At 66.9% G+C, this 21,244-nt stretch carries 18 protein-coding genes, 1 pseudogene, 1 riboswitch and 1 other annotated feature; of the genes and pseudogenes, 14 read left to right on the top strand and 5 right to left on the bottom strand.

The genetic code is table 11. The annotated features are described in order from the left end of the window. Positions 1-14 precede the first annotated feature (14 nt). The 3 genes and pseudogenes from AC0QTQ_RS07055 to AC0QTQ_RS07065 all read right to left on the bottom strand — a co-directional run bounded on the left by AC0QTQ_RS07055 (position 15) and on the right by AC0QTQ_RS07065 (position 1,866). Positions 15-290, bottom strand: coding sequence for a hypothetical protein (locus AC0QTQ_RS07055; RefSeq protein ID WP_480258867.1), 276 nt, complete (start codon positions 288-290; stop codon positions 15-17). A gap of 64 nt (positions 291-354) precedes the next feature. Next, positions 355-594, bottom strand: a pseudogene (locus AC0QTQ_RS07060) (IS3 family transposase); the annotation flags it as partial. Between the two features lie 43 nt (positions 595-637). Beyond that, positions 638-1,866, bottom strand: a protein-coding gene (locus AC0QTQ_RS07065) for an IS3 family transposase (protein WP_480258868.1) whose coding sequence is annotated in 2 segments (ribosomal slippage) — positions 638-1,578 and positions 1,578-1,866 — 1,230 coding nt in all. Because the reading frame shifts where the segments join, the coding sequence is not laid out codon by codon here. After that, positions 1,469-1,585: a sequence feature (AL1L pseudoknot), on the bottom strand. (Overlaps the previous gene by 117 nt.) Before the next feature lie 519 nt (positions 1,867-2,385). Here AC0QTQ_RS07065 and AC0QTQ_RS07070 point away from each other — a divergent pair. The 5 genes from AC0QTQ_RS07070 (at position 2,386) to nrdF (ending at position 7,623) form a co-directional block, all read left to right on the top strand. After that, positions 2,386-3,300 carry an HNH endonuclease gene (locus AC0QTQ_RS07070; RefSeq protein WP_480258869.1) on the top strand — a complete coding sequence of 305 codons (915 nt, stop codon included), beginning with the start codon at positions 2,386-2,388 and terminating at the stop codon, positions 3,298-3,300. 187 nt (positions 3,301-3,487) lie between these two features. After that, positions 3,488-3,676, top strand: a riboswitch (cobalamin riboswitch). Between the two features lie 97 nt (positions 3,677-3,773). Next, positions 3,774-3,995 (top strand): glutaredoxin-like protein NrdH, encoded by a 222-nt coding sequence (gene nrdH / locus AC0QTQ_RS07075; RefSeq protein WP_480258870.1) that lies wholly within the window; start codon positions 3,774-3,776, stop codon positions 3,993-3,995. Between the two features lie 4 nt (positions 3,996-3,999). Next, a complete protein-coding gene (nrdI, locus tag AC0QTQ_RS07080) occupies positions 4,000-4,416 on the top strand; it encodes a class Ib ribonucleoside-diphosphate reductase assembly flavoprotein NrdI (RefSeq protein ID WP_480258871.1) in 417 nt (138 codons plus the stop codon). Between the two features lie 68 nt (positions 4,417-4,484). Beyond that, on the top strand, positions 4,485-6,566 hold the full coding sequence (gene nrdE, locus AC0QTQ_RS07085) for a class 1b ribonucleoside-diphosphate reductase subunit alpha (protein ID WP_480259202.1): 2,082 nt from the start codon (positions 4,485-4,487) through the stop codon (positions 6,564-6,566). A gap of 82 nt (positions 6,567-6,648) precedes the next feature. Next, entirely contained in the window at positions 6,649-7,623 is a 975-nt protein-coding gene (gene nrdF / locus AC0QTQ_RS07090) for a class 1b ribonucleoside-diphosphate reductase subunit beta (RefSeq protein WP_480258872.1), read from the top strand. 42 nt (positions 7,624-7,665) lie between these two features. On the opposite strand, the gene AC0QTQ_RS07095 is transcribed toward nrdF, so the two are convergent. Next, complete coding sequence (locus tag AC0QTQ_RS07095; RefSeq protein ID WP_480258873.1) at positions 7,666-9,051, bottom strand: short-chain fatty acyl-CoA regulator family protein; 1,386 nt, start codon at positions 9,049-9,051, stop codon at positions 7,666-7,668. A gap of 137 nt (positions 9,052-9,188) precedes the next feature. Between AC0QTQ_RS07095 and AC0QTQ_RS07100 the strand changes: the two genes are divergently transcribed. The 9 genes from AC0QTQ_RS07100 to AC0QTQ_RS07140 all read left to right on the top strand — a co-directional run bounded on the left by AC0QTQ_RS07100 (position 9,189) and on the right by AC0QTQ_RS07140 (position 20,416). After that, on the top strand, positions 9,189-9,593 hold the full coding sequence (locus AC0QTQ_RS07100; RefSeq protein WP_121531522.1) for an acyl-CoA thioesterase: 405 nt from the start codon (positions 9,189-9,191) through the stop codon (positions 9,591-9,593). Next, positions 9,590-11,107 carry an MmgE/PrpD family protein gene (locus AC0QTQ_RS07105; protein ID WP_480258874.1) on the top strand — a complete coding sequence of 506 codons (1,518 nt, stop codon included), beginning with the start codon at positions 9,590-9,592 and terminating at the stop codon, positions 11,105-11,107. Before AC0QTQ_RS07100 ends, AC0QTQ_RS07105 begins: the two co-directional genes overlap by 4 nt. Continuing rightward, entirely contained in the window at positions 11,104-12,273 is a 1,170-nt protein-coding gene (gene prpC / locus AC0QTQ_RS07110; protein WP_480258875.1) for a bifunctional 2-methylcitrate synthase/citrate synthase, read from the top strand. Before AC0QTQ_RS07105 ends, prpC begins: the two co-directional genes overlap by 4 nt. Positions 12,274-12,277: 4 nt before the next feature. Then, positions 12,278-13,192, top strand: a complete 915-nt coding sequence (prpB, locus tag AC0QTQ_RS07115; protein WP_480258876.1) for a methylisocitrate lyase — start codon at positions 12,278-12,280, stop codon at positions 13,190-13,192. A 136-nt stretch (positions 13,193-13,328) separates the two neighbouring features. After that, on the top strand, positions 13,329-14,558 hold the full coding sequence (locus tag AC0QTQ_RS07120) for a GTP-binding protein (protein WP_480258877.1): 1,230 nt from the start codon (positions 13,329-13,331) through the stop codon (positions 14,556-14,558). 26 nt (positions 14,559-14,584) lie between these two features. Further along, positions 14,585-15,235, top strand: coding sequence for a DUF1826 domain-containing protein (locus AC0QTQ_RS07125; protein WP_480258878.1), 651 nt, complete (start codon positions 14,585-14,587; stop codon positions 15,233-15,235). 65 nt (positions 15,236-15,300) lie between these two features. Continuing rightward, positions 15,301-16,536: a hypothetical protein gene (locus tag AC0QTQ_RS07130; protein ID WP_480258879.1), complete on the top strand. Its 1,236-nt coding sequence runs from the start codon at positions 15,301-15,303 to the stop codon at positions 16,534-16,536. Positions 16,537-16,742: 206 nt separating this feature from the next. Next, complete coding sequence (locus tag AC0QTQ_RS07135) at positions 16,743-18,614, top strand: ABC transporter ATP-binding protein (protein ID WP_480258880.1); 1,872 nt, start codon at positions 16,743-16,745, stop codon at positions 18,612-18,614. Beyond that, positions 18,614-20,416 carry an ABC transporter ATP-binding protein gene (locus AC0QTQ_RS07140; protein WP_480258881.1) on the top strand — a complete coding sequence of 601 codons (1,803 nt, stop codon included), beginning with the start codon at positions 18,614-18,616 and terminating at the stop codon, positions 20,414-20,416. The genes AC0QTQ_RS07135 and AC0QTQ_RS07140 overlap by 1 nt, the downstream gene beginning before the upstream one ends. Here the strand turns inward: AC0QTQ_RS07140 and AC0QTQ_RS07145 are convergent, their stop codons facing one another. Then, positions 20,417-21,238 (bottom strand): ABC transporter ATP-binding protein, encoded by an 822-nt coding sequence (locus AC0QTQ_RS07145; RefSeq protein WP_480258882.1) that lies wholly within the window; start codon positions 21,236-21,238, stop codon positions 20,417-20,419. Positions 21,239-21,244 lie beyond the last annotated feature (6 nt).

Here is a 21,244-nt window from a genome sequence, read left to right on the forward strand (position 1 = left end):
CGTCGGAGCAGATTTCAGCGTTTTCCGGACAGATTACTGGCCGCACGTCGCCTTGGGCTGGCAAAGAAGGTGCATCTGATCTGCGGTGCGGACAGCGCCTCGGTGGAGGTTGCGAGGAAGATCATCATCCCGAGGCCGGCCGCGAGCATCTGAACCAGGTTCGTCGCCAAATCCCCCGCAGCGCTGAACCAGGCCCGCCGCAATCCATTGATGGCGCTGTTTGATAGCATCAGCATCTGGCTTGGGCTGCGCGAGCCTTGATGCCCGCATCTTTGTTTTGCTTTTGACATGTTCTGATCTCCTCGCTCTCGGAGATCTGCAGACTGGCCTGCTGTCGGTTTTGTGGACATCAGGTTAAGCTAGCATAGCGCCGCGCGCCTCGAACTCCATGGGGCTTAGGTAGCCCAGTTTCGAATGCCGTCTGCGCGGGTTGTAGAAGCGCTCGATGTAGTCGAAGACGTCGGCGCGCGCCTCCTCGCGGGTTCGGTAGACCTTACGGGCCGCCCGTTCGGTTTTCAGCGATGAAAAGAAGCTCTCCATTGCGGAGTTGTCCCAGACATTGCCCGCCCGGCTCATGGAGCAGGTGATGCCGTTGACGTGAACCGCTCCGGGTTTGCCGGAGGCTGATTTCGATTAGTTACGCAGCCATGTCTTCAGTTTCCAGAGCGGCGTAGAAGTTCACCTCTGCTTCCGCCGGGGGAATGTTCCCGATCGGCTCGAGCAAGCGGCGGTTGTTGAACCAGTCGACCCATTCGATGGTGGCATATTTGACGGCCTCGAAGTTACGCCACGGACCGCGCCGATGGATGACCTCTGCCTTGAAGAGGCCGTTGATTGTCTCGGCCAACGCGTTGTCGTAGCTGTCGCCGACACTGCCCACGGATGGCTCGATGCCGGCCTCTCCCAGACGCTCGGTGTAGCGAATGGACAGGTATTGCGACCCGCGGTCGGAATGGTGGACGAGCCCTGCGCCCTTGACCGGGCGGCGATCATGGACAGCCTGTTCAAGGGCATCGAGAACGAAGCCTGCGTGTGCTGTTTGGCTTGCCCGCCAGCCGACGATCCGGCGTGCGTAGGCGTCGATGACGAAAGCCACATACACGAAGCCCCTCCAGGTGGCGACGTAGGTGAAATCGCTAACCCAAAGCATGTTCGGCGCTGGAACCCTGAACTGCCGGTTCACCTTGTCCAAAGGGTAGGGAGCCTTTTTATCCGGCACCGTCGTTCTGTGCGGCTTGCCGCGGATAATGCCTTGAATACCCATATCCTTCATCAGCCTGGCGACTGTGCAACGGGCGACATCGAGGCCTTCCCGATCCAGCTGACGCCAGACCTTGCGCACGCCGTATACCCTCCAGTTCTGCTCGAAGACGCGCTCGATCTCGGGCCGCAGGACTGCGTCGCGGCGGGCGCGATCCGACAAACGGGCCGGATCGGTACGCTTCGCCAGGTGATCGTAGTAGGTGGACGGGGCGATCGGCAGAACCCTGCAGATCGGCTCGACCCCGTGCTCCCCTCGCTGATCGTCGATGAACCCGACCATCACTTCGACCGGCGGTCGAGCTCCGCCATCGCAAAATACGCTGATGCCTTACGAAGGATCTCGTTCGCCTGGCGCAACTCGCGGTTCTCACGCTCTAACGCCTTCATCTTCTCGGCCATGTCTGTCGGGACGCCAGCCCGCTTACCGCTGTCGACCTCGGCCTTCTTGACCCACTCGTTCAGGGTCTGGGGTGCGCAGCCGATCTTCGCGGAAATCGACATGACCGCCTGCCAACGCGATCCATGCTGACCCTCAGTGTCGAGAACCAAGCGTACTGCACGCTCGCGCACTTCGGGAGAAAATTTGTTCGTGGTCTTGCTCATGATGCTCCATCCTACTCAGGAGTTGGAGCCTCCGGCAAACCCGGAGCGGTTCATCCGTGTCTGGCCTCCGAGCTTTAAGCGCTTCGTCCGAGAACAGATCGAAACTGGCGTACTGATCGTAGAGCAATCGCCCGTGTCGGGATAGATTGACAAGGATGACCTCTCGTTGCTGAGGCGGCGGCAGTTCCGGCTTGTCTTACGTTAGAGATATGTCTTTATGGGCGAGAGCCGCCCGATGCGTGTGCGGCAGCCCGATTGCAGCGTCTGGCAAAAGCAGCCGTTCGTTCACTGCGCCGCTTTTCCGGCCTCGGATCGACGTGAGGGGCGGGAAGCGGCCGGTGGCTGCGCCATGTATGAACGGCAGCGTTGCGCAGAAATTCACCGGGAAACAGGCCGTCCTCGACGGGGATGGGCGGGCGTATGCGACACTGATCGCGGAGAGGCTAAGCTGCTATTCCTTGTGACGCGAAATAGGAGCCTCTACGGTTGTTTTATCGACCGGAGGGACGCGAGAGAAAAATGCGCCGCTGTATCAAGGAACCAATTCCAGAGATATTTGCCGCTTGGGACGCCATGAAAGGCGCGGCAGATGCGCATGTGCATGGTGACTTCGCCCAGGCCGATGATCTCTTTCGACAAGCGGACTCACCGAAGGTGTGGGATTGGCTCAATTCTTCTTGGGTGGGCGTAATTAAGAATGTCGTGGAGATGAAGCCGCTGGGAGACACCTCGGTCATTCCAAAATCTGAGCGCGATCCTGACCGTAACATCGCACCGGATATTCGTGCAGCGGTTCTTGAGCGTGATGGTTACCGCTGCCGGTACTGCGGCATTCCTGTGGTTCATGCGGATATTCGAAAGATCGCGGCAAAACTGTACCCCGTAGCGGTCGGTTGGGATAGTCGTGACCCGTCGAAGCAACATGCTGGTTTCCAATCCCTTTGGCTGCAATTCGATCATGTTGAGCCCCATAGCCATGGGGGCAGATCGTCGGTTGAAAATGTCGTGATCTCCTGTGCGCTCTGCAATTTTGGCAAAGACCGTTTCACCCTGCGACAGTTGCATGTTGAAGATCCGCGGCTTCGTGAGCCGGAACGGATGGACTACGATGGTCTTGAGCGGCTCAGAGCGTTCGCAATTCCGACGGCGCGGCCACCCAAGGTGAAGAAAGCGGCAGTGGTCTTGCCTGTCAGTGTTCAACCTGCTGTCGGAGCAGAGCGTTATTTCTTCCCGGGCGGCTGGATCAGCTCGGGCTATGTTCTGACGCCCGTGTTTCAAGGCAAATCACGGTGGCTCAAGCTTTCCGACGAGGTGCAGGCCGAACAGGCTGTCAGGGATGGCGTTAAAGGCTGCTTCGTGGTTTGCCGCCCCGAGCTTTTAGCTCGGCGCGGCATCGACGCGGGCCCGTTGCTCGATATTCCTCGAACCGAATGAAAGTGACCGAGGCCAACCTCGCACCCATTGGAAGGGGTGACTGACCGTCCGCAAAGGGCCGGACACGTCGGCCACGACGTTGTGGCTCAATCCAGTTCTCAGGGAGCAGAGCAGTGGTATCGTCAGATACTGACCTGCTCGATTGGTGCGCTATATACCGGATATTGACATGTTTGCCCCGGGTGTATCTAAATGATGTTGTCTTGGTGCCCGCGACTCGTCGCGGGTGAAAAGGGAAGCCGGTGTAAGACCGGCGCTGCCCCCGCAACTGTGAGCGGTGAGCCGACCCCGTTGATCCACTGGCGCGCTGCGCCGGGAAGGAGGGGGAAGCGATCGAACCGCGAGCCAGGAGACCTGCCAGGACGCAAGAGACGAACCGGTCGGTGGGCCCGGAGGCGTTGTGCAATGCGGCGCGTCCGCATCTGCCCGCGTCCCTGATCCTGCCGCCCTATGGCACAGACAAGGGACCCGAGATGAGCATCACCGTCTATTCGAAACCGGCCTGCGTGCAATGCACCGCCACCACCCGTGCGCTGGCCGCCCGCGGCCTTGCCTTCGACCTCATCGATCTGACCGAGGATGCCGAGGCGCTCGCCCGGGTCACCGAGCTCGGCTATCGGCAGGCGCCGGTGGTGATGACCGGCGATGACCACTGGGCGGGGTTCCGGCCCGACAAGATCGCGGCGCTGGCCTGAGCGGATGGGCGGGCTTGTCTATTTCTCCTCGCGCTCGGGCAATACCGCGCGCTTCATCCGTGCGCTCGGCCTGCCCGCCGATCGGATCCCGGTCGCGGCCGAGGCGCCGATGCCCGCCCCCCGCGCGCCCTTCGTTCTGGTGACGCCGACCTATGCCGACGGGGCAGGGCGCGGCGCCGTCCATAAACAGGTGATCCGGTTTCTGAACGATCCGGACTCCCGCGCGCAGCTGCGCGGCGTGATCGCCAGCGGCAACCGCAATTTCGGCGCGCTCTTCGCGCTTGCCGGCGATGTCATCGCGCAAAAATGCGCGGTGCCGGTGCTCTATCGCTTCGAGCTGGCCGGCACGCCCACCGATATCGCCCGTGTCACAGAAGGACTGGACAGGTTTTGGAAGACGCAATTCTCGACCGCGATCTGAGCGACGCCGCCCCGGCCAAGGGCGTGCCCGCCGAATGGCAGGGGCTCGACTATCATGCGCTGAACGCGATGCTGAACCTTTACGACGATCAGGGGCGCATCCGCTTCGACGCCGACCGCATGGCCGCGCGGCAGTATTTCCTGAGCCACGTGAACCAGAACACCGTGTTCTTCCACTCGCTCGAGGAAAAGCTGCGCTACCTGGTCGAGGAGGGCTATTACGAGGGCCATGTCCTTGACCAGTACGACGCCGGTTTCCTCGCGCGGATCTGGGACGCGGCCTTTCGCGTCAAGTTCCGCTTCCCGACCTTCCTCGGCGCGTTCAAGTATTACACCAGCTATACGCTGAAGACCCGCGACGGGAAGCGCTACCTCGAACGCTTCGAGGACCGGGTGGTGATGGTCGCGCTGACGCTCGCCCGCGGCGACGAGGCGCTGGCGCTGCGGCTGATGCACGAAATGCTGGCCGGCCGGTTCCAGCCGGCGACGCCCACCTTCCTCAATGCCGGCAAGGCGCAGCGCGGCGAGCTGATCTCGTGCTTCCTGCTGCGCATCGAGGACAACATGGAGAGCATCGGCCGGGCGATCAATTCGGCGCTGCAGCTGTCGAAGCGCGGCGGCGGCGTGGCCTTGATGCTGACCAACATCCGCGAGCAGGGCGCCGCGATCAAGGGGATCGAGAACCAGTCCTCGGGGGTGATCCCGGTGATGAAACTGCTCGAGGACAGTTTCAGCTATGCCAACCAGCTGGGCGCGCGGCAGGGTGCGGGGGCGGTCTATCTGAACGCCCATCACCCCGACATCCTGCGTTTCCTCGACACCAAGCGCGAGAATGCCGACGAGAAGATCCGGATCAAGACGCTGTCCCTTGGCGTCGTCATCCCCGACATCACCTTCGAACTCGCGAAGCGCAACGAGGAGATGTACCTGTTCTCGCCGCATGACGTGGAGAAGGTCTATGGCAAGCCCTTCTCGGAGATCTCGGTGACCGAGCGCTACCGCGAGATGGTCGACAACCCGAAGATCCGCAAGCGCAAAATCAATGCGCGTGCCTTCTTCCAGACGCTCGCCGAGATCCAGTTCGAGAGCGGCTATCCGTACCTGATGTTCGAGGACACGGTAAACCGGGCGAACCCGGTGGCGGGGCGGATCACCATGTCGAACCTATGCTCGGAAATCCTGCAGGTGAACGAGGCGTCGGAGTTCAACGACGACCTGAGCTATCGCCACCTCGGCACCGACATCTCGTGCAACCTCGGCTCGCTCAACATCGCCAAGGCGATGGATGGCGGCGACCTCGGCGCCACGGTCGAGGCCGCGGTGCGGGCGCTGAACGCGGTCAGCGAGATGTCGGCGATCGACTCGGTACCCTCGATCCGGCGCGGCAACGACGAAAGCCACGCGATCGGGCTGGGCCAGATGAACCTGCATGGCTTCCTGGCCCGCGAGCGCATCCATTACGGCAGCCCCGAGGGTATCGACTTCACCAATATCTATTTCGCCACGGTGCTGTACCACTGCTTGCGCGCCTCGAACGTGCTGGCGCGCGAGCGCGGGCGCAGCTTCGTCGGGTTTGAGAATTCGACATATGCCGATGGCCGTTTCTTCGAGAAATACGTGACCCGCGACTGGCTGCCCGAGACCGAGACGGTGACCGACCTTTTCGAGCGCTTCGGCATCGCCGTGCCCACCCGCGCGGATTGGGCCGCGCTGCGGGACGCGGTGATGGAGGGCGGGCTTTACAACCGCAACCTGCAGGCGGTGCCGCCCACCGGCTCGATCAGTTACATCAACAACGCCACCTCCTCAATCCATCCGATCACCGCGAAGATCGAGATCCGGAAAGAGGGCAAGATCGGCCGGGTCTATTACCCCGCCGCCTATATGACGAACGAGAACCTTGAGTTCTATCGCGACGCCTATGAGATCGGACCCGAGGCGATCGTCGACACCTATGCGGCGGCGACCCAGCATGTCGATCAGGGGTTGTCGCTGACGCTGTTCTTCAAGGACACGGCCAGCACGCGCGACATCAACCGCGCGCAGATCCATGCCTGGAAGGCGGGGATCAAGACGATCTACTACATCCGCCTGCGGCAGATGGCCCTCGAGGGGACCGAGGTGCAGGGCTGCGTGTCGTGCTCGCTGTGAGGGGGGATCGTGACCGGAGCCGGCCGGGGGCGCTGCCCCCGGACCCCCGGAGTATTTGCGCCAAGAAAAAGGGGCCGAGACGATGAAGGATTTTGCGGGGCGGCCGGTGCCGCGCGCGATCAACTGGAACAGGGTGCAGGACGACAAGGATCTGGAGATCTGGAACCGGCTGACGGTGAACTTCTGGCTGCCCGAGAAAGTGCCGCTGTCGAATGACATCCAGAGCTGGTCGCAGCTGACCGAGGACGAGCAGCGGCTGACGATCCGGGTGTTCACCGGGCTGACGCTTCTGGACACGATCCAGAACACGGTGGGCGCGCCCGCGCTGATGCCCGATGCGGTCACCCCGCATGAGGAGGCGGTGCTGACCAACATCGCCTTCATGGAGGCGGTGCATGCGCGGTCCTATTCCTCGATCTTCTCGACGCTGTGCTCGACCCCGGAGGTAGACGAAGCCTTTCGCTGGTCCGAGGAGAACCCGCATCTGCAGCAGAAGGCGCGTCTGATCCTCGACGAATACGATGCCGCCTCGCAGCCGCTGAAGAAGAAGGTGGCGAGCGTCTTTCTGGAAAGCTTCCTGTTCTATTCGGGCTTCTACCTGCCGATGCACTGGTCGAGCCGGGCGCGGCTGACCAACACCGCCGATCTGATCCGCCTCATCATCCGCGACGAGGCGGTGCATGGCTATTACATCGGCTACAAGTTCCAGCGCGGGATGGAGCGGCTGAGCGCGGCCGAGCGGCAGGAGATCAAGGATTTCGCCTTCGCGCTGATCTTCGATCTTTACGCGATCGAGTGCCGCTATACCGAGACGCTCTATGATCCGCTCGGGCTGAGCGAGGACGTGAAGGCCTTCCTGCATTACAACGCCAACAAGGCGCTGCAGAACCTCGGTTTCGAGAACCTCTTCCCTGACGAGCTGTGCCGGGTGAACCCGGCGATCCTTGCCGCGCTGAGCCCGAACGCCGACGAGAATCACGATTTCTTCTCGGGCTCGGGCTCGTCCTATGTGATCGGCAAGGCGGTTGCGACGGAGGATGCGGACTGGGATTTCTGAGGTGGTCCGCCGCTCCCGCATCCCGGGGGCGGCGATCTCGGTTCAGTCGCTGGAGTAGGGGGTGAAGCGGGAGCGGTCCGGGTCGGGGCGCAGCGGGCGCCCGGTCATCGGAAAGGCGCGCTGCGGGCAGGCGGGGCGGTCGCAGATCTTGCAGCCCGCACCGATCGGTGTCGCGCGGGCGGGGCTGCGCAGCTCGATCCCCCGTGCATAGACCAGCCGTTCCGCATGGGCGAGATCGCAGCCAAGCGCCACGGCAAAGCGCTTGATGGGCGCGCCATAGCCGCCCGCGCCGTGGCTCACCGTGCGGGCCACCCACAGGTAGGACCGCCCGTCGGGCATCTGCGCCACCTGCGTCAGGACCTCGCCGGGGCGCGAGAACGCCTCGTAGACGTTCCACAGCGGGCAGGAACCGCCGATCCGCGAGAAATGGAAATCGGTCGCCGATTGCCGTTTCGAGATATTGCCGGCGCGGTCGACCCGGATGAAGAAGAACGGCACGCCGCGCGCCTGCGGCCTCTGCAGTGTCGAGAGCCGGTGGCAGGTCGTCTCGAAGCCGACGCCGAAGCGGCGCGCCAGCAGTTCGATGTCATAGCGCTCGGCCTCGGCCGCCGCGATGAAGGCGCCATAGGGCAGGATCAGCGCGCCGGCGAAGTAATTCGCCAGGCCGATGCGCAGCAGGTCGCGCGCCTCGTCACTTTCCATGCCGGCCTCGGCGGTGAGCCGGTCGATCTCGGCGCGCTGTTCGAGAAAGGCGATCTGCGTCGCCATCTGGAAGGCGCGCTGGCCGGGGCGCAGCCGGGCGGACAGGTGCAGCACCCGCGCCGCCGGGTCGTGGCGACGCAGCGCGGGCGCGTCTTCATCAAGCGTGACGCGGATGCCGTGCCGTCCGGCCAGCCGGTCGGTCAGCCCCTCGGCCATCCTCCCGGGGCGCAGGCTGCGGCCGATCTCTTCGGCCGCCTCGTCGAGGCTCGGGATGTAGTTGCGCTGCACGTAGAACCAGTCGCGCACCGCCTCGAAGGGCGCCGGCGCGCCGCCGAGCCCGCCGATGATGCGCCCGTTCATCAGGTCGATCCGCTCGGCATTCTCGCGCAGCCGCGCCTGCATCGCGATGATCGTGCGGGCGACGCCGGGCATGTTGGCGGCGAGCTCGCGCAGCTCGGCCATCGAGGCGCTGGCGCCCTGATCGGCGAGCGCCGCACGCAGGTCGGGGATCAGCCGCGCCTCCTCGGATTCCGAGAACAGCTGCACGTCCAGCCCGAAGACCGCGTTCAGCTTGAGTAGCACCGGCACCGTCAGCGGGCGCTGGTTCTTCTCCATCTGGTTCAGATAGCTCGGGCTGAGTTCCAGCGCGCGCGCCAGCGCCACCTGCGTCATGCCGTGTTCCTCGCGCAGCCGGCGCAGGCGCACCCCCATGAAGGGCTTCTTCATCATCCAATCCTTCGCAATATTCGCAAAATCTGCGGCATTCATTCACAAACATAAGCATTTTCAGTAGTTTAAACTGAATGCTCTGTTGTGAAAAGGTCTTCCTGCCGGTCCCGAGACGATCGGCAAAGGAGCCTCGCATGACCCGCATCCCCGACGACCCGGCCGTGATGGTCGAGATGATCTTTCCCGAGCAGGCGAACCATTACGGCACGCTGTTCGGTGGCAATGCGCTTGCCCTGATGGCGAAGGCCGCCTTCGTCGTGGCGATCCGGCGGGCGCGCGGCGCGGTGGTGATGGCGCGCTCGGATCGGGTGGATTTCGCCACCCCGATCCGGGTGGGGGAACTTCTGGAGCTGCGCTCCGAGGTGATCCGCGTCGGGCGCAGCTCGATGAGCGTTTCGGTCGCGGGCGTGGCCGAGGACCTGGGCACCGGCGCGCGGCGCGCGGTCCTGCAGGGGCGGTTCGAGATGGTGGCGGTGGACGGGGCCGGGCGGCCACGGGCGATCGCCGAAGACACTCAAAGGAAGGAGACAAGGGCATGAAAATGCATGAGGTGCGGCGCTATCGCTCTGCTGAGCATCTGGCGCGCGAGGACCAGCTGGCGTGGAAGATCGCCGAGGTGGCGGCCGACCCGGTGGCGGTCGGGGCCGAGGTGACCGAGATGATCATCAACCGGGTGATCGACAATGCGGCGGTGGCAGCGGCCTCGGTCGCGCGCCGGCCCGTCGCCTCGGCCCGGGCGCAGGCGCTGTGCCACCCCTATGCGCCGGGCGCCACGGTCTTCGGCATGGCCGAGGGCACCCGGGTCAGCCCGGAATGGGCGGCCTGGGCGAATGGCACGGCGGTGCGCGAACTGGATTTTCACGACACCTTCCTGGCCGCCGAATATTCGCACCCGGGTGACAACATCCCGCCGATCCTGGCGGTGGCGCAGCATTGCGGGCTGTCGGGGGCGGATCTGATCCGCGGTCTGGCCACCGGCTATGAAATCCAGGTCGACCTGGTGAAGGGGATCTGCCTGCACGAGCACAAGATCGACCACATCGCCCATCTCGGCCCCTCGGCCGCGGCGGGCATCGGCACCGCGCTGAACCTGCCGGTCGAGGTGATTTATCAGGCGATCCAGCAGGCGCTGCACGTCACCACCACCACGCGCCAAAGCCGCAAGGGCGAGATCTCCAGCTGGAAGGCCTATGCCCCGGCCTTCGCCGGCAAGATGGCGATCGAGGCGGTGGACCGGGTGATGCGCGGCGAGGGCGCGCCGAGCCCCGCCTGGGAGGGCGAGGACGGGTTCATCGCCTGGATGCTGGGCGGGCCCGAGGCGGTCTATCACGTGCCGCTGCCCGAACCGGGCGAGGCGAAGCGCGCGATCCTCGACACCTATACCAAGGAGCATTCGGCCGAATACCAGAGCCAGGCGCTGATCGACCTCGCCCGCCGGATGGGGCCGAAGATCGGCGACCTGTCGCGGGTGCGCTCGATCCTGATCGAGACCTCGCACCACACCCACAACGTCATCGGCACCGGCGCAAACGACCCGCAGAAGATGGACCCGAAGGCCTCGCGCGAGACGCTCGATCATTCGATCATGTACATCTTCGCCGTCGCGCTCGAAGATGGTGGCTGGCATCACGTGGCGAGCTATGCCCCCGAGCGCGCGCAGCGGCCCTCGACCGTGGCGCTGTGGCACAAGATCTCGACCGCCGAGGACCCGGAGTGGACGCGCCGCTATCACGCCCGCGACCCGAAGGAGAAGGCTTTCGGCGGGCGGGTCACGGTGACGCTCGACGATGGCTCGAAGATCGTCGACGAGCTGGCGCTGGCCGATGCGCACCCGGATGGCGCGCGCCCCTTCGTGCGCAGCAATTACGTGCACAAGTTCCTGACGCTCTCCGAGGGCGTGCTGAGCGCGGCCGAACAGATGCGCTTCCTCGAGGCGGCCGAGGGGCTTGCCGATCTGAAGGCGGGCGATCTTGGCCAGCTGAATTTCACCGTCGATGCCGACAAGCTCGGCGCGGCGCGGCCTCACGGTATTTTCGACTGGAGGGCGAAATGAGCGGTGCGGTGACGAAGCCGAAGAAATCGGTGGCGCTCTCGGGCGTGGTGGCGGGCAATACCGCGCTGTGTTCGGTCGGCCAAAGCGGCAATGACCTGCATTACCGCGGCTATGACATCCTCGATATCGCCGAGACCTGCGAGTACGAGGAGATCGCGCATCTGCTGATCCACGGCGGCCTGCCGACCGAGGCGGAGCTGACGGCCTATAAAGCGAAGCTGCGCGCGCTGCGTGGCCTGCCGCAGGCGGTGCGTGCGACGCTGGAGGCGATCCCGGCGGCCGCGCATCCGATGGATGTGCTGCGCTCGGGCGTCTCGGCGATGGGCTGCGCGCTGCCGGAGGCCGCCGATCACAACACGCCGGGCGCGCGCGATATCGTCGACCGGCTGATCGCGGCGCAGGGCTCGATGCTGCTTTACTGGTATCACTTCGCGCAGAACGGCCGCCGGATCGAGGTCGAGACGGAAGACGAGTCCATCGCCGGCCATTTCCTGCACCTGCTGCATGGCACCCCGCCGACGCCCGAGCACGTGCGGGCGATGCACACCACGCTGATCCTCTACGCCGAGCACGAGTTCAACGCCTCGACCTTCACCGCGCGCACAATCGCGGGGACGGGGTCCGACGTCTATTCGGCGGTGGCCGGCGCCATCGGTGCGCTGCGCGGGCCCAAGCACGGCGGTGCGAACGAGGTCGCCTTCGAGATCCAGAAACGCTACCCGAGCCCCGACGCGGCCGAGGCCGACATCCGCGCCCGGGTCGCGGCGAAGGAGGTGGTGATCGGCTTCGGCCACCCGGTCTATACCGTCTCCGATCCGCGCAACGTCGTCATCAAGCGCGTCGCGCGCAAGCTCGCCGAAGAGGCCGGCTCGATGAAGATGTTTTCGGTCGCCGAGCGGATCGAGCAGGTGATGTGGGACGCCAAAGCGATGTTTCCGAACCTCGACTGGTATTCGGCGGTCTCCTACCACCTGCTCGGTGTGCCGACGGCGATGTTCACCCCGATCTTCGTCATTGCCCGCACCGCGGGCTGGGGCGCGCATGTGGTCGAGCAGCGGCTTGATAACAAGATCATCCGCCCCTCGGCCCATTACACCGGCCCCGAAGACCGCAAATTCCTGCCGATCGCGCAGCGCGGCGGCCTGCTGACCGCCTATCCGGAGTGAGATCATGCCCTATCTGATCGCAGACGACCTGCCCGGCGACAGCGCCGGGCGCCGCTTCCGCCGCGCGCTCGATGCGCCCGGCATCCTGCGCCTGCCGGGCGCGCACAACGGCCAGGCGGCACTGCAGGCAAAGGCCGCGGGCTTCGACGCGCTCTATCTTTCGGGGGCGGCGATGACCGCCTCAATGGGGCTACCCGACCTTGGCATCATCACCGTGGACGAGGTCGCCTTCTTCATCCGCCAGATCGCGCGGGCCTCGGGCCTGCCGCTCCTGGTCGATGGTGACACCGGCTATGGCGAGGCGCTGAACGTCATGCACATGGTGCGCGTCTTCGAGGAGGCAGGCGCCGGCGCCGTGCATCTGGAAGATCAGCTTTTGCCGAAGAAATGCGGCCATCTGAACGACAAGAAGCTGGCCCCGGCGGCCGACATGGCGGCCAAGGTCGCGGCGGCGGCGCGGGCGGCGCGCGATCTCGTGGTCATCGCGCGCACCGATGCGGCGGCTTCCGAGGGGCTCGAAGGGGCGATCGCGCGCGCGCAGCTTTACGTCGAGGCGGGGGCGGATGCGATCTTCCCCGAGGCGCTGACCTCGGTCGAGATGTTCCGCGAGGTCCGCGCCGCGCTGCCAGGGGTCAGGCTTCTGGCCAACATGACCGAGTTCGGCCGCACGCCCACGCTGAGCGCGGCCGAGTTCGAGGCGCTTGGCTATGACATGGTGATCTGGCCGGTCTCGTCGCTGCGGGTCGCGAACAAGGCACAGGAACGGCTATACGCGGCGATCGCCCGTGACGGCGCGACCACCGCGATGATTCCCGAGATGCAGACCCGGCAGGAGCTCTACGACACCATCGGGCTTGGCGTCTTCGAGGCGCTTGACCACAGCATCGCCGCCTCGGTCGCGCCGGACTGGAACGCCTGACCCGGTCGACGAGCGATGGACTGGCCCGCGATCCGCGGGCCATTACCGATCTCGGCCCGGAACGGGATTGGGCATTGCGGAACCCGGCGTTGCGAGTTAGTTATAATATAACATAACATAACAAATCTGGACCGCCATGACCCGCACAGCCCCCTCCCGCTCCGCCGACACCCGCCTTCCCGTCACCGTGCTGTCGGGCTTTCTCGGCGCCGGCAAGACCACGCTCCTGAACCACGTCCTGAACAACCGCGAGGGGCGCCGCGTCGCGGTCATCGTCAACGACATGTCCGAGGTGAACATCGACGCCGACCTGGTGCGCGAGGGCGCCGAGCTGAACCGCGCCGAAGAGAAGCTCGTGGAAATGTCGAACGGCTGCATCTGCTGCACGCTGCGCGACGACCTGCTGCAGGGGGTGCGCAAGCTCGCCGAAGAGGGGCGCTTCGATTATCTGCTGATCGAGGGCACCGGCATCGCCGAGCCGCTGCCCGTCGCCGCCACCTTCGACTTCCGCGACGAGGCGGGCGCCAGCCTGTCCGACATCGCGCGGCTCGACACGATGGTGACGGTGGTCGACGCGATCAACCTGACGCAGGATTTCAACAGCGGCGATTTCATCGCCGACCGCGGCGAGAGCCTCGGTGAGGAGGACGAGCGCACACTGGTCGATCTGCTCACCGATCAGATCGAATTCGCCGATATCGTGGTGCTGAACAAGGTCACCGATGCCGGGCCCGAGCGCACCGCCCGGGCGCGCCAGATCGTCAAGGCGCTCAACCCCGATGCGCGGCTGATCGAGACCGATTTCAGCGAGGTCGACGCCAAGGATATCTTTGACACCGGGCTTTTCGACTTCGACCGCGCGCAGGAGCATCCGCTCTGGGCCAAGGAGCTTTACGGTTTTGCCAATCACGTGCCCGAGACCGAGGAATACGGGATTTCCTCCTTCGTCTATCACGCCCGCGCGCCCTTCGACCCGATGAAGATCCGCGATGTGCTGACCGGGTCGCTGCCGGGCGTGATCCGCGCCAAGGGTCATTTCTGGATCGCCACGCGGCCCGACTGGGCGCTCGAGTTCAGCCTTGCCGGGATCAAGGCCTCGATCACGCCGCTCGGGCGCTGGTGGGCCTCGGTGCCGCAAAGCCGGCTGCCCCAGCACCCCGATGCGCAGGCCGAGATTGCGAAGAACTGGGTCGAGCCCTGGGGCGACCGGCGCCAGGAGATCGTCTTCATCGGTACTGCGCTCGACCGCGAGGCGATCTGTGCGCGGCTGAATACGGCGCTGGTCGAGGCGTGGGAGTTCAGCCCCGAGGCTTGGGCACGGCTGCCCGACCCGTTCCCGGCCTTCGGCCCGCGGCAGGTCGCCTGAGGGCAGGGGGCAGCATGGACCAGAGCATGACGTCCATCCCTGCGGTGCCGCCGCAGGCCGGGCTGCGCGCGGCGGGCATCGTGCAGGGCACGGGCCCCGAGGTGCTGAACCGGATCGGCACGCGCGGCGTCGGCGCGGCGATCTGGCAGCGCGACTGGCCGCAGGTGCTTGGCGCGGGGCTGGCGGCGCTGCCCGCGGCGAACCTGCCCGAGCTGCGCGAGACCGTGCGCCTCGAGGGCGTGGGCCCCTGCCTGCGCGAGGCCTGCGCCGCGGCGGGGCTGGCCGAGGGGCCGCTGCGCGCCGCGCTGATCGCTGACGTGACCGCGCTTGCACAGATGTTCGCCGCCATCGCCGGGGCGCAGCGGCTGCATCTGCGGCTGCAGGCGATCCGCACCAACGCCTGTTCACGCTTTCACGTCGACAATCTGCGGCTGCGGATGCTGTGTACCTATCGCGGGGCGGGGACGGAATTCGCCCTTGGCGCACCGCGCTCGGATCCTCAGGCGCCGGTCGCCGATGCGCCGGCGGGCGCGGTCGTGCTGATGCGCGGCACGCGCTGGCCGGGCGACGAGGAACCGGGGGTGCTGCACCGCTCTCCTCCGATCGCGGGCAGCGGCCAGACCCGGCTGTTGCTGGTGATCGACCCCGGCGACGACCCCGAACCGCACTGGCACTGAACGGTCCGGCCTTGGCGGCGGCGCTCCGTTTTTCCTGAAACCTTGACCACACAGGATCTTTCCGAATGACCCTTCGTTCCCTTTCCCTTCGGCGTGCGCTCTGGATGTCGGCCGCGCTGGCGCTGCTGGCGCTGCCCGCGCAGGCCGCCGACGAGACCCGCGAGGCCTGGCGCGTTTTCGTGACTGATCAGGCGGCGGGGCGGGTGACCGCGCTTGACCCCGTCGCGGGCGAGGTGCTGGGCGTGTTCCCGACCGCGGGCTATGTCACCCATCTGACCGCAAGCGACAGCGGTGCGACGCTCTTCGCGGTGCAGATGGACCATGACATGGTGCAGGTTCTCGACAGCGGGCTGCGGCGCTCTGATCACGGCGATCACGCCGATCTGAAGCTTGGCGCGCCGCGGCTGCTGCCGGTCGAGCTTGCCGGCGGGCGCCCGGTGCATACCGTTCCGCATGGCGACGAGATGGTGCAGTTCTTTGACCGCGACGGTGTGGCGCAGATCTATCATGAGACGGCGCTTCTGGCGGGCGACACCGGTCACGAGACCGTTCGCGCCAGCGCGCCGGTGCATGGCGTCGCGGTGCCGATGGGGAATTACATGCTGATGGCCGAGCCCGATCTGGCCGCAGCGACGCCGGCGGGCGAGCTGCCGCCGCGCTTCGGACTTTCGGTGCTCGACCGGGCCGGCGTGCGGGTGGGCGTGCCCGCGGTCTGCACCGGCCTGCATGGCGAGGCCGCCTCGGCCGGTGTCGTCGCCTTCGGCTGCGCCGAAGGGGTGCTGCTTGCCACGCCGCAGCCCGGGGGCGCGCCAAAGCTGACGCTGCTGCCCTATGGCACGGATCTGCCCGCGGGGCAGGTCAGCACCCTGCTTGGCGGCAAGGCGCTGCAGGTGTTCCTTGGAAATTACGGCGACAGCCGCGTCGCGATCATCGACATCGGGGCCGAGACACCGTTCCACATCGTCGATCTGCCGGTGCGCCGCGTCGATTTCGCGCTCGATCCGGCCCGCGCCACGACCGCCTATGTCTTCACCGAGGATGGCCGGATCCATGCGCTCGATCTGCTCAGCGGTGCGCTGACCCGCTCGGCGCGGATCACCGGGCCCTACAGCAAGGATGGCCACTGGCGCGCCCCGCGGCCGCGGCTGGCGGTGATGGGCGATGCGATCGCGGTAAGCGATCCGCAGGCGGGCCTCGTGCGGGTGCTTGATGCCGCGACCTTCGCCGAGCGGCGCACGATCCCGGTCGAGGGGCTGCCGTTCACCCTTGTCGCCGTCGGCGGCTCGGGCCTCGATCACTAGGGCGCAGGTCCGAAAACGGCGATCGGCCCGTGCGGGAGATCCCGCGGGCCGGTTGCCTTCCGGGCCCGCGGGCCCGACACAGGCCGGGGCTAAGCCCTTGCCATCGGCGCGGGCCGCGGTCATTGTGCGCGCCGACACCAGCCATGCCCGGGCCCCGGCCCGCCGGCTCAGCCAACCGACTGCACGACAGACGAGAAGGCAAGCACATGGCGACCACCGGGCAATCCGTGCCGCAAGGGCACGCGGCCATTCCCCCGCAGACCGACGACCCCCGGACCGATGTCGCGACCCGGCGCCGGCGGGCCTCGCCGTGGCGGATCCTAAAGCCGGCGCAGGGCCAGATCCGGTTCGCCATGGCGATCTCGGCGGGGTCGGCGCTGTTCGGGCTGGCGGTGATGGTGCTGCTGATGGGGGTGGTGCGGCGCCTGCTCGATGCTCCGGATCAGGTGCCCTGGCCGTGGTTCGCGGGCGTGGCGCTATGCACCGTCGGCGCCTATGTCGCGCGGCTTGGTGCATTCAATCAGGCGCATTACGCGGCCTTCCGGCTTGAGCGGATCCTACGCGAGGGGCTGGCCGGGCGGCTGGCGCGGGTGTCGCTGGGCTATGTCGAGACGCAGGGCGCCGGGGCGCTCGCGAAGGTGATCCATGACGACGTGAAGGCGCTGCATGTCTTCGTCGCTGACAGCACGCCGCTCTATGCGCGCGCCTATGTGACGCCGGTGGTGACGCTGGTGCTGCTGGTCGCGCTGGATCTGCGGCTGGCGCTGGTGGCGCTGGCAGTGCTGGCGCTTGGCTATGGCATCCTGACCCGGGCGCAGCGGCGCCGGCGCGACATGGTGCGCGCCTATAACGCCGCGCGCGAGAAGGTCAGTGCGGCCGTCGTCGAATATGTGCAGGCGATGCCGGTGGTGCGCAACTTCGACAGCGGCAAGATGAGCTTCGGCCGGTATCAGGCGGCGCTCGACGGCTATCTGGCGGTGATGCTCGACTGGTATCGCGCCGCGGGGTTTCCGGCGCGTTTCTCGTGGCTGGTACTCAGCCCGATGCCGACGCTGACGCTGGTGCTGGGGGCGGGGCTGTGGCTGACCGCACTTGGCGATCTGGCGCCGGCGCGCTGGCTCGGTGTGCTTCTGCTGTGCAGCGGCATGGCGGAATCGATGATGCCGATGATGATGCTGCGCCACATGATCGAGAAGGTGGCGCTGAGCGTCGCCCGGATCGAGGAGGTGATGGCGGCACCCGAGCTGGACGCGGGCCAGGGCGGGGCGCCGGCGGCCGATCCGGCCGCGCCGGCGCTGAGCTTCGAGGGCGTGACCTTCTCCTATGGTCCCGACCTCGCCCCGGCGCTGCACGAGATCAGCTTCGAGGTGGCGCGCGGCAGCGTGACCGCGCTCGTCGGCCCCTCGGGCGCGGGCAAGACCACCGTCGCGCGGCTGATCCCGCGGTTCTGGGATGTCGACGCCGGGCGCATCGCCCTTGGCGGCACCGATATCCGCGCCATGAGCACCGACGCACTGCTGCAGCAGGTCGCCTTTGTGTTCCAGGAAAGCTTCCTCTTTGCCGACACGATCGCGGCGAACATTCGCATCGGTCGGCCGGGAGCGAGCGAGGCCGAGGTGATCGCCGCCGCCCGTGCTGCGCAGGCGCATGGCTTCATCGAGGTGCTGCCGCAGGGCTATGACACGCCGGTGGGCGAGCGCGGCGTCTTCCTCTCGGGCGGCCAGCGCCAGCGCATCGCCATTGCCCGCGCGCTGCTGCAGAACCGGCCGATCCTGGTGCTCGACGAGGCCACGGCCTTCGCCGATCCGGAAAACGAGGCCGAGCTGATCGCTGCGCTTTCGGCGCTGATGCGCGGGCGCACGGTGATCATGGTGGCGCACCGGCTGGCGACGATCCGCGACGCCGATCAGATCCTCGTCTTCGACCGCGGCCGGATCGCCGAGCGTGGCCGGCACGCCGAGCTGGTCGCGCAGGGCGGGCTCTATGCCCGGTTATGGAACAATTACGAGACGGCGCAGAACTGGTCGCTGGGCGGGGCGCGGTCCCCGGCGGCGGTGCTGAATGAGGAGGTGGCGTGATGCAGATCCTTGCGAAAGAGCCTCGGGCGGACCGTCCGGCGCGCCGCGGTGCGACTTCCTTTGCCACCACCTTCCGGCAGCTGGCCGAAAGCGTCGGCCCCGAGGATGCGCCGGGGCTGCGCCGGACCCTGGCCGGGCTGATCGCCGCGGCGGCGCTGCAGGGCTTTGGCCTGGCCGCGATCGCGCCGCTCTTCACCGCGGCGGCGGTCGGCGAGATCCGCCGCGCGCTGCTCTGGTTCGCGGCGATGGCGGCGCTGATGGCCGCCGCTTCGGCGTTGCGCTGGTGGGCGCAGGGCTTCGATTTCGACGGGCGGATGGTGCGCGCGACCTGGCGGCTGCGCGGCCGGCTGGGGGCCAAGCTGCGCGAAATCCCGCTTGAACAACTGCAGGACAAGCGGGCCGGCGAGCTCAATGCGATGGTGCTCGGCAATGTCGACGAGAACCTGCTCTATGCGCTGACAGTGCTGAACCTCGTCTTCACCGCGATCGTGACGCCGTTGTGCGCGGCGCTCGGGATCGTGCTCTTCGATTGGCGGCTGGGGCTTTTGCTGCTGCTGATCTTCCCGGCGATCGTGCCGCTTTATCGCTGGCGCCGCCCGGCGCTCGGGCGCGGCAAGCGCATCCTTGGCGCGGCGCATCAGGAAGCGAGCGCCGATGTGCTGGAATACACCCAGGGCCTTGCGATCCTGCGCGCGGCAGGGCGGGCCGGCGAGAAGGCCGAACGCCTGTCGCAGACCTTCCGCAAGCTCGAGGCGATCCAGGTCTTCGGCCATCGCAAGGGGGCAAAGCCCAATATCATCGTCGCAAGCGTGGTCGAGCTGGGTCTGGTTGCGGTGCTGGGCGTTGGGGTCTGGCTGGTGGTGCAGGGCGAGCTGCACCCCGCGGCACTGGGCGCGGTTTTCGTGATCGTGGTGCGCCTGTCCGAGCCGCTCTCGACCTTCATCCTCTACACCGCGATGCTCGAGGTGATGGAGGCGGCGCTGGAGCGCATCGGGGCGCTGCTGGCGATTCGGCCGCTCTCGCAGCGCGCGCCCGAGGTGATGCCGCGCGCCCATGACATCCGCTTCGACGATGTGAGCTTCAGCTATGCGCAGGCCGAGGCGCCGACGATCCGTGCGTTCAGCGCCGTTCTGCCCGAGCGCTCGCTCACCGCGCTGGTCGGCCCCTCGGGCTGCGGCAAGACCACGCTGACGCGGCTGCTGTTGCGCCATTTCGACCCGCAGCAGGGCGCCGTGACGATCGGCGGCGTGGACCTGCGCCAGATCCCGGCCGAGCGGCTCAACAGTCTGGTATCGGTGGTGTTCCAGGACGTCTATCTGTTCAACGACACGGTCGAGGCGAATATCCGCATGGGCCGGCCCGAGGCGACCGAGGCCGAGGTGCGCGCCGCGGCGCAGGCGGCGCAGTGCCTTGGCTTCATCGAGCGGCTGCCGCAGGGGTGGCAGACCCCGCTGGGCGAGATCGGCGGCCGGCTGTCGGGGGGCGAGCGGCAGCGGATCTCGATCGCGCGGGCGCTGCTCAAGGACGCGCCGATCGTGGTGCTCGACGAACCGACGGCGGCGCTCGACACCGAAAGCGAGCTGGCGGTGCAGCGTGCGCTCGATGCGCTGGTGGCGCGCAAGACGGTGATCGTGATCGCGCACCGGCTCTCGACGATCGTCGGCGCGGACCAGATCCTGGTGATCGAGGACGGTGCGCTCGCGCAAGCGGGCCGGCACGAGGCGCTGCTGGCTGCGGGCGGGCGCTATGCCCGGATGTGGGCGGCGCAGGGCGCGGTCAAGCACTGGACGGTGGCGCGCTGATCAGCGCGCCACGATCAGCGGGGTGTGGCTGATAGGGTCCTCGAGCAGGATCGCATCGAGCCCGAAGACCCGGCGCAGCAGCTCGGGCGTCATCAGCGCGGCGGGCGCGCCCTCGGCCACCACCGCGCCGCCCGCCATCACCACCAGATGGTCGGCATAGCGGCAGGCCTGATTGAGGTCATGGAGCACCGCGACGATGGTCCGCCCGCGCTCGCGGTTCAGCCGCTGCAACAGGCCCAGCACCTCGAGCTGATGCGCGATGTCGAGGAAGGTCGTCGGTTCGTCCAGCAGCACGATCGGGGTTTCCTGCGCCAGCACCAGCGCGATCCAGACCCGCTGGCGCTGCCCGCCCGAGAGCGCCTCGACCTCGCGCTCGGCAAGTGCGGTGACGCCGGTCGCGGCCATCGCTTCGGCGACGATGCGGGCGTCCTCGGGGCTCCATTGCCGGAACGCGCCCTGATGCGGGTAGCGCCCCCGCTCCACCAGATCGGCGACGGTGATGCCGGAGGGGGCCTGCGCGCTTTGCGGCAACAGCCCGACCGCCCGCGCAAGCCGGCGCGCGGGCAGCCGTGCGATGTCCTGCCCGTCAAGCGTCACCTTGCCCGCCCGCGGCGGCAGAAGGTTGCACAGCCCGCGCAGCAGCGTCGACTTGCCGCAACCGTTCGGCCCGAGGATCACGGTGAAGCGGCCCTCGGGAATGGCGAGCGTCACCTCGTTGCAGATCGGCCGCCCGGCATAGCCAAGGGTCAGCCCCTCGGCCCGCAGGCGGGGGGCGGAGGCCGGGCGAGGAGCTGGGCGGGGGGCCGGGAACGGAAGGATCATCGAAAA

Source organism: Paenirhodobacter sp. YD-8, assembly GCF_056590935.1.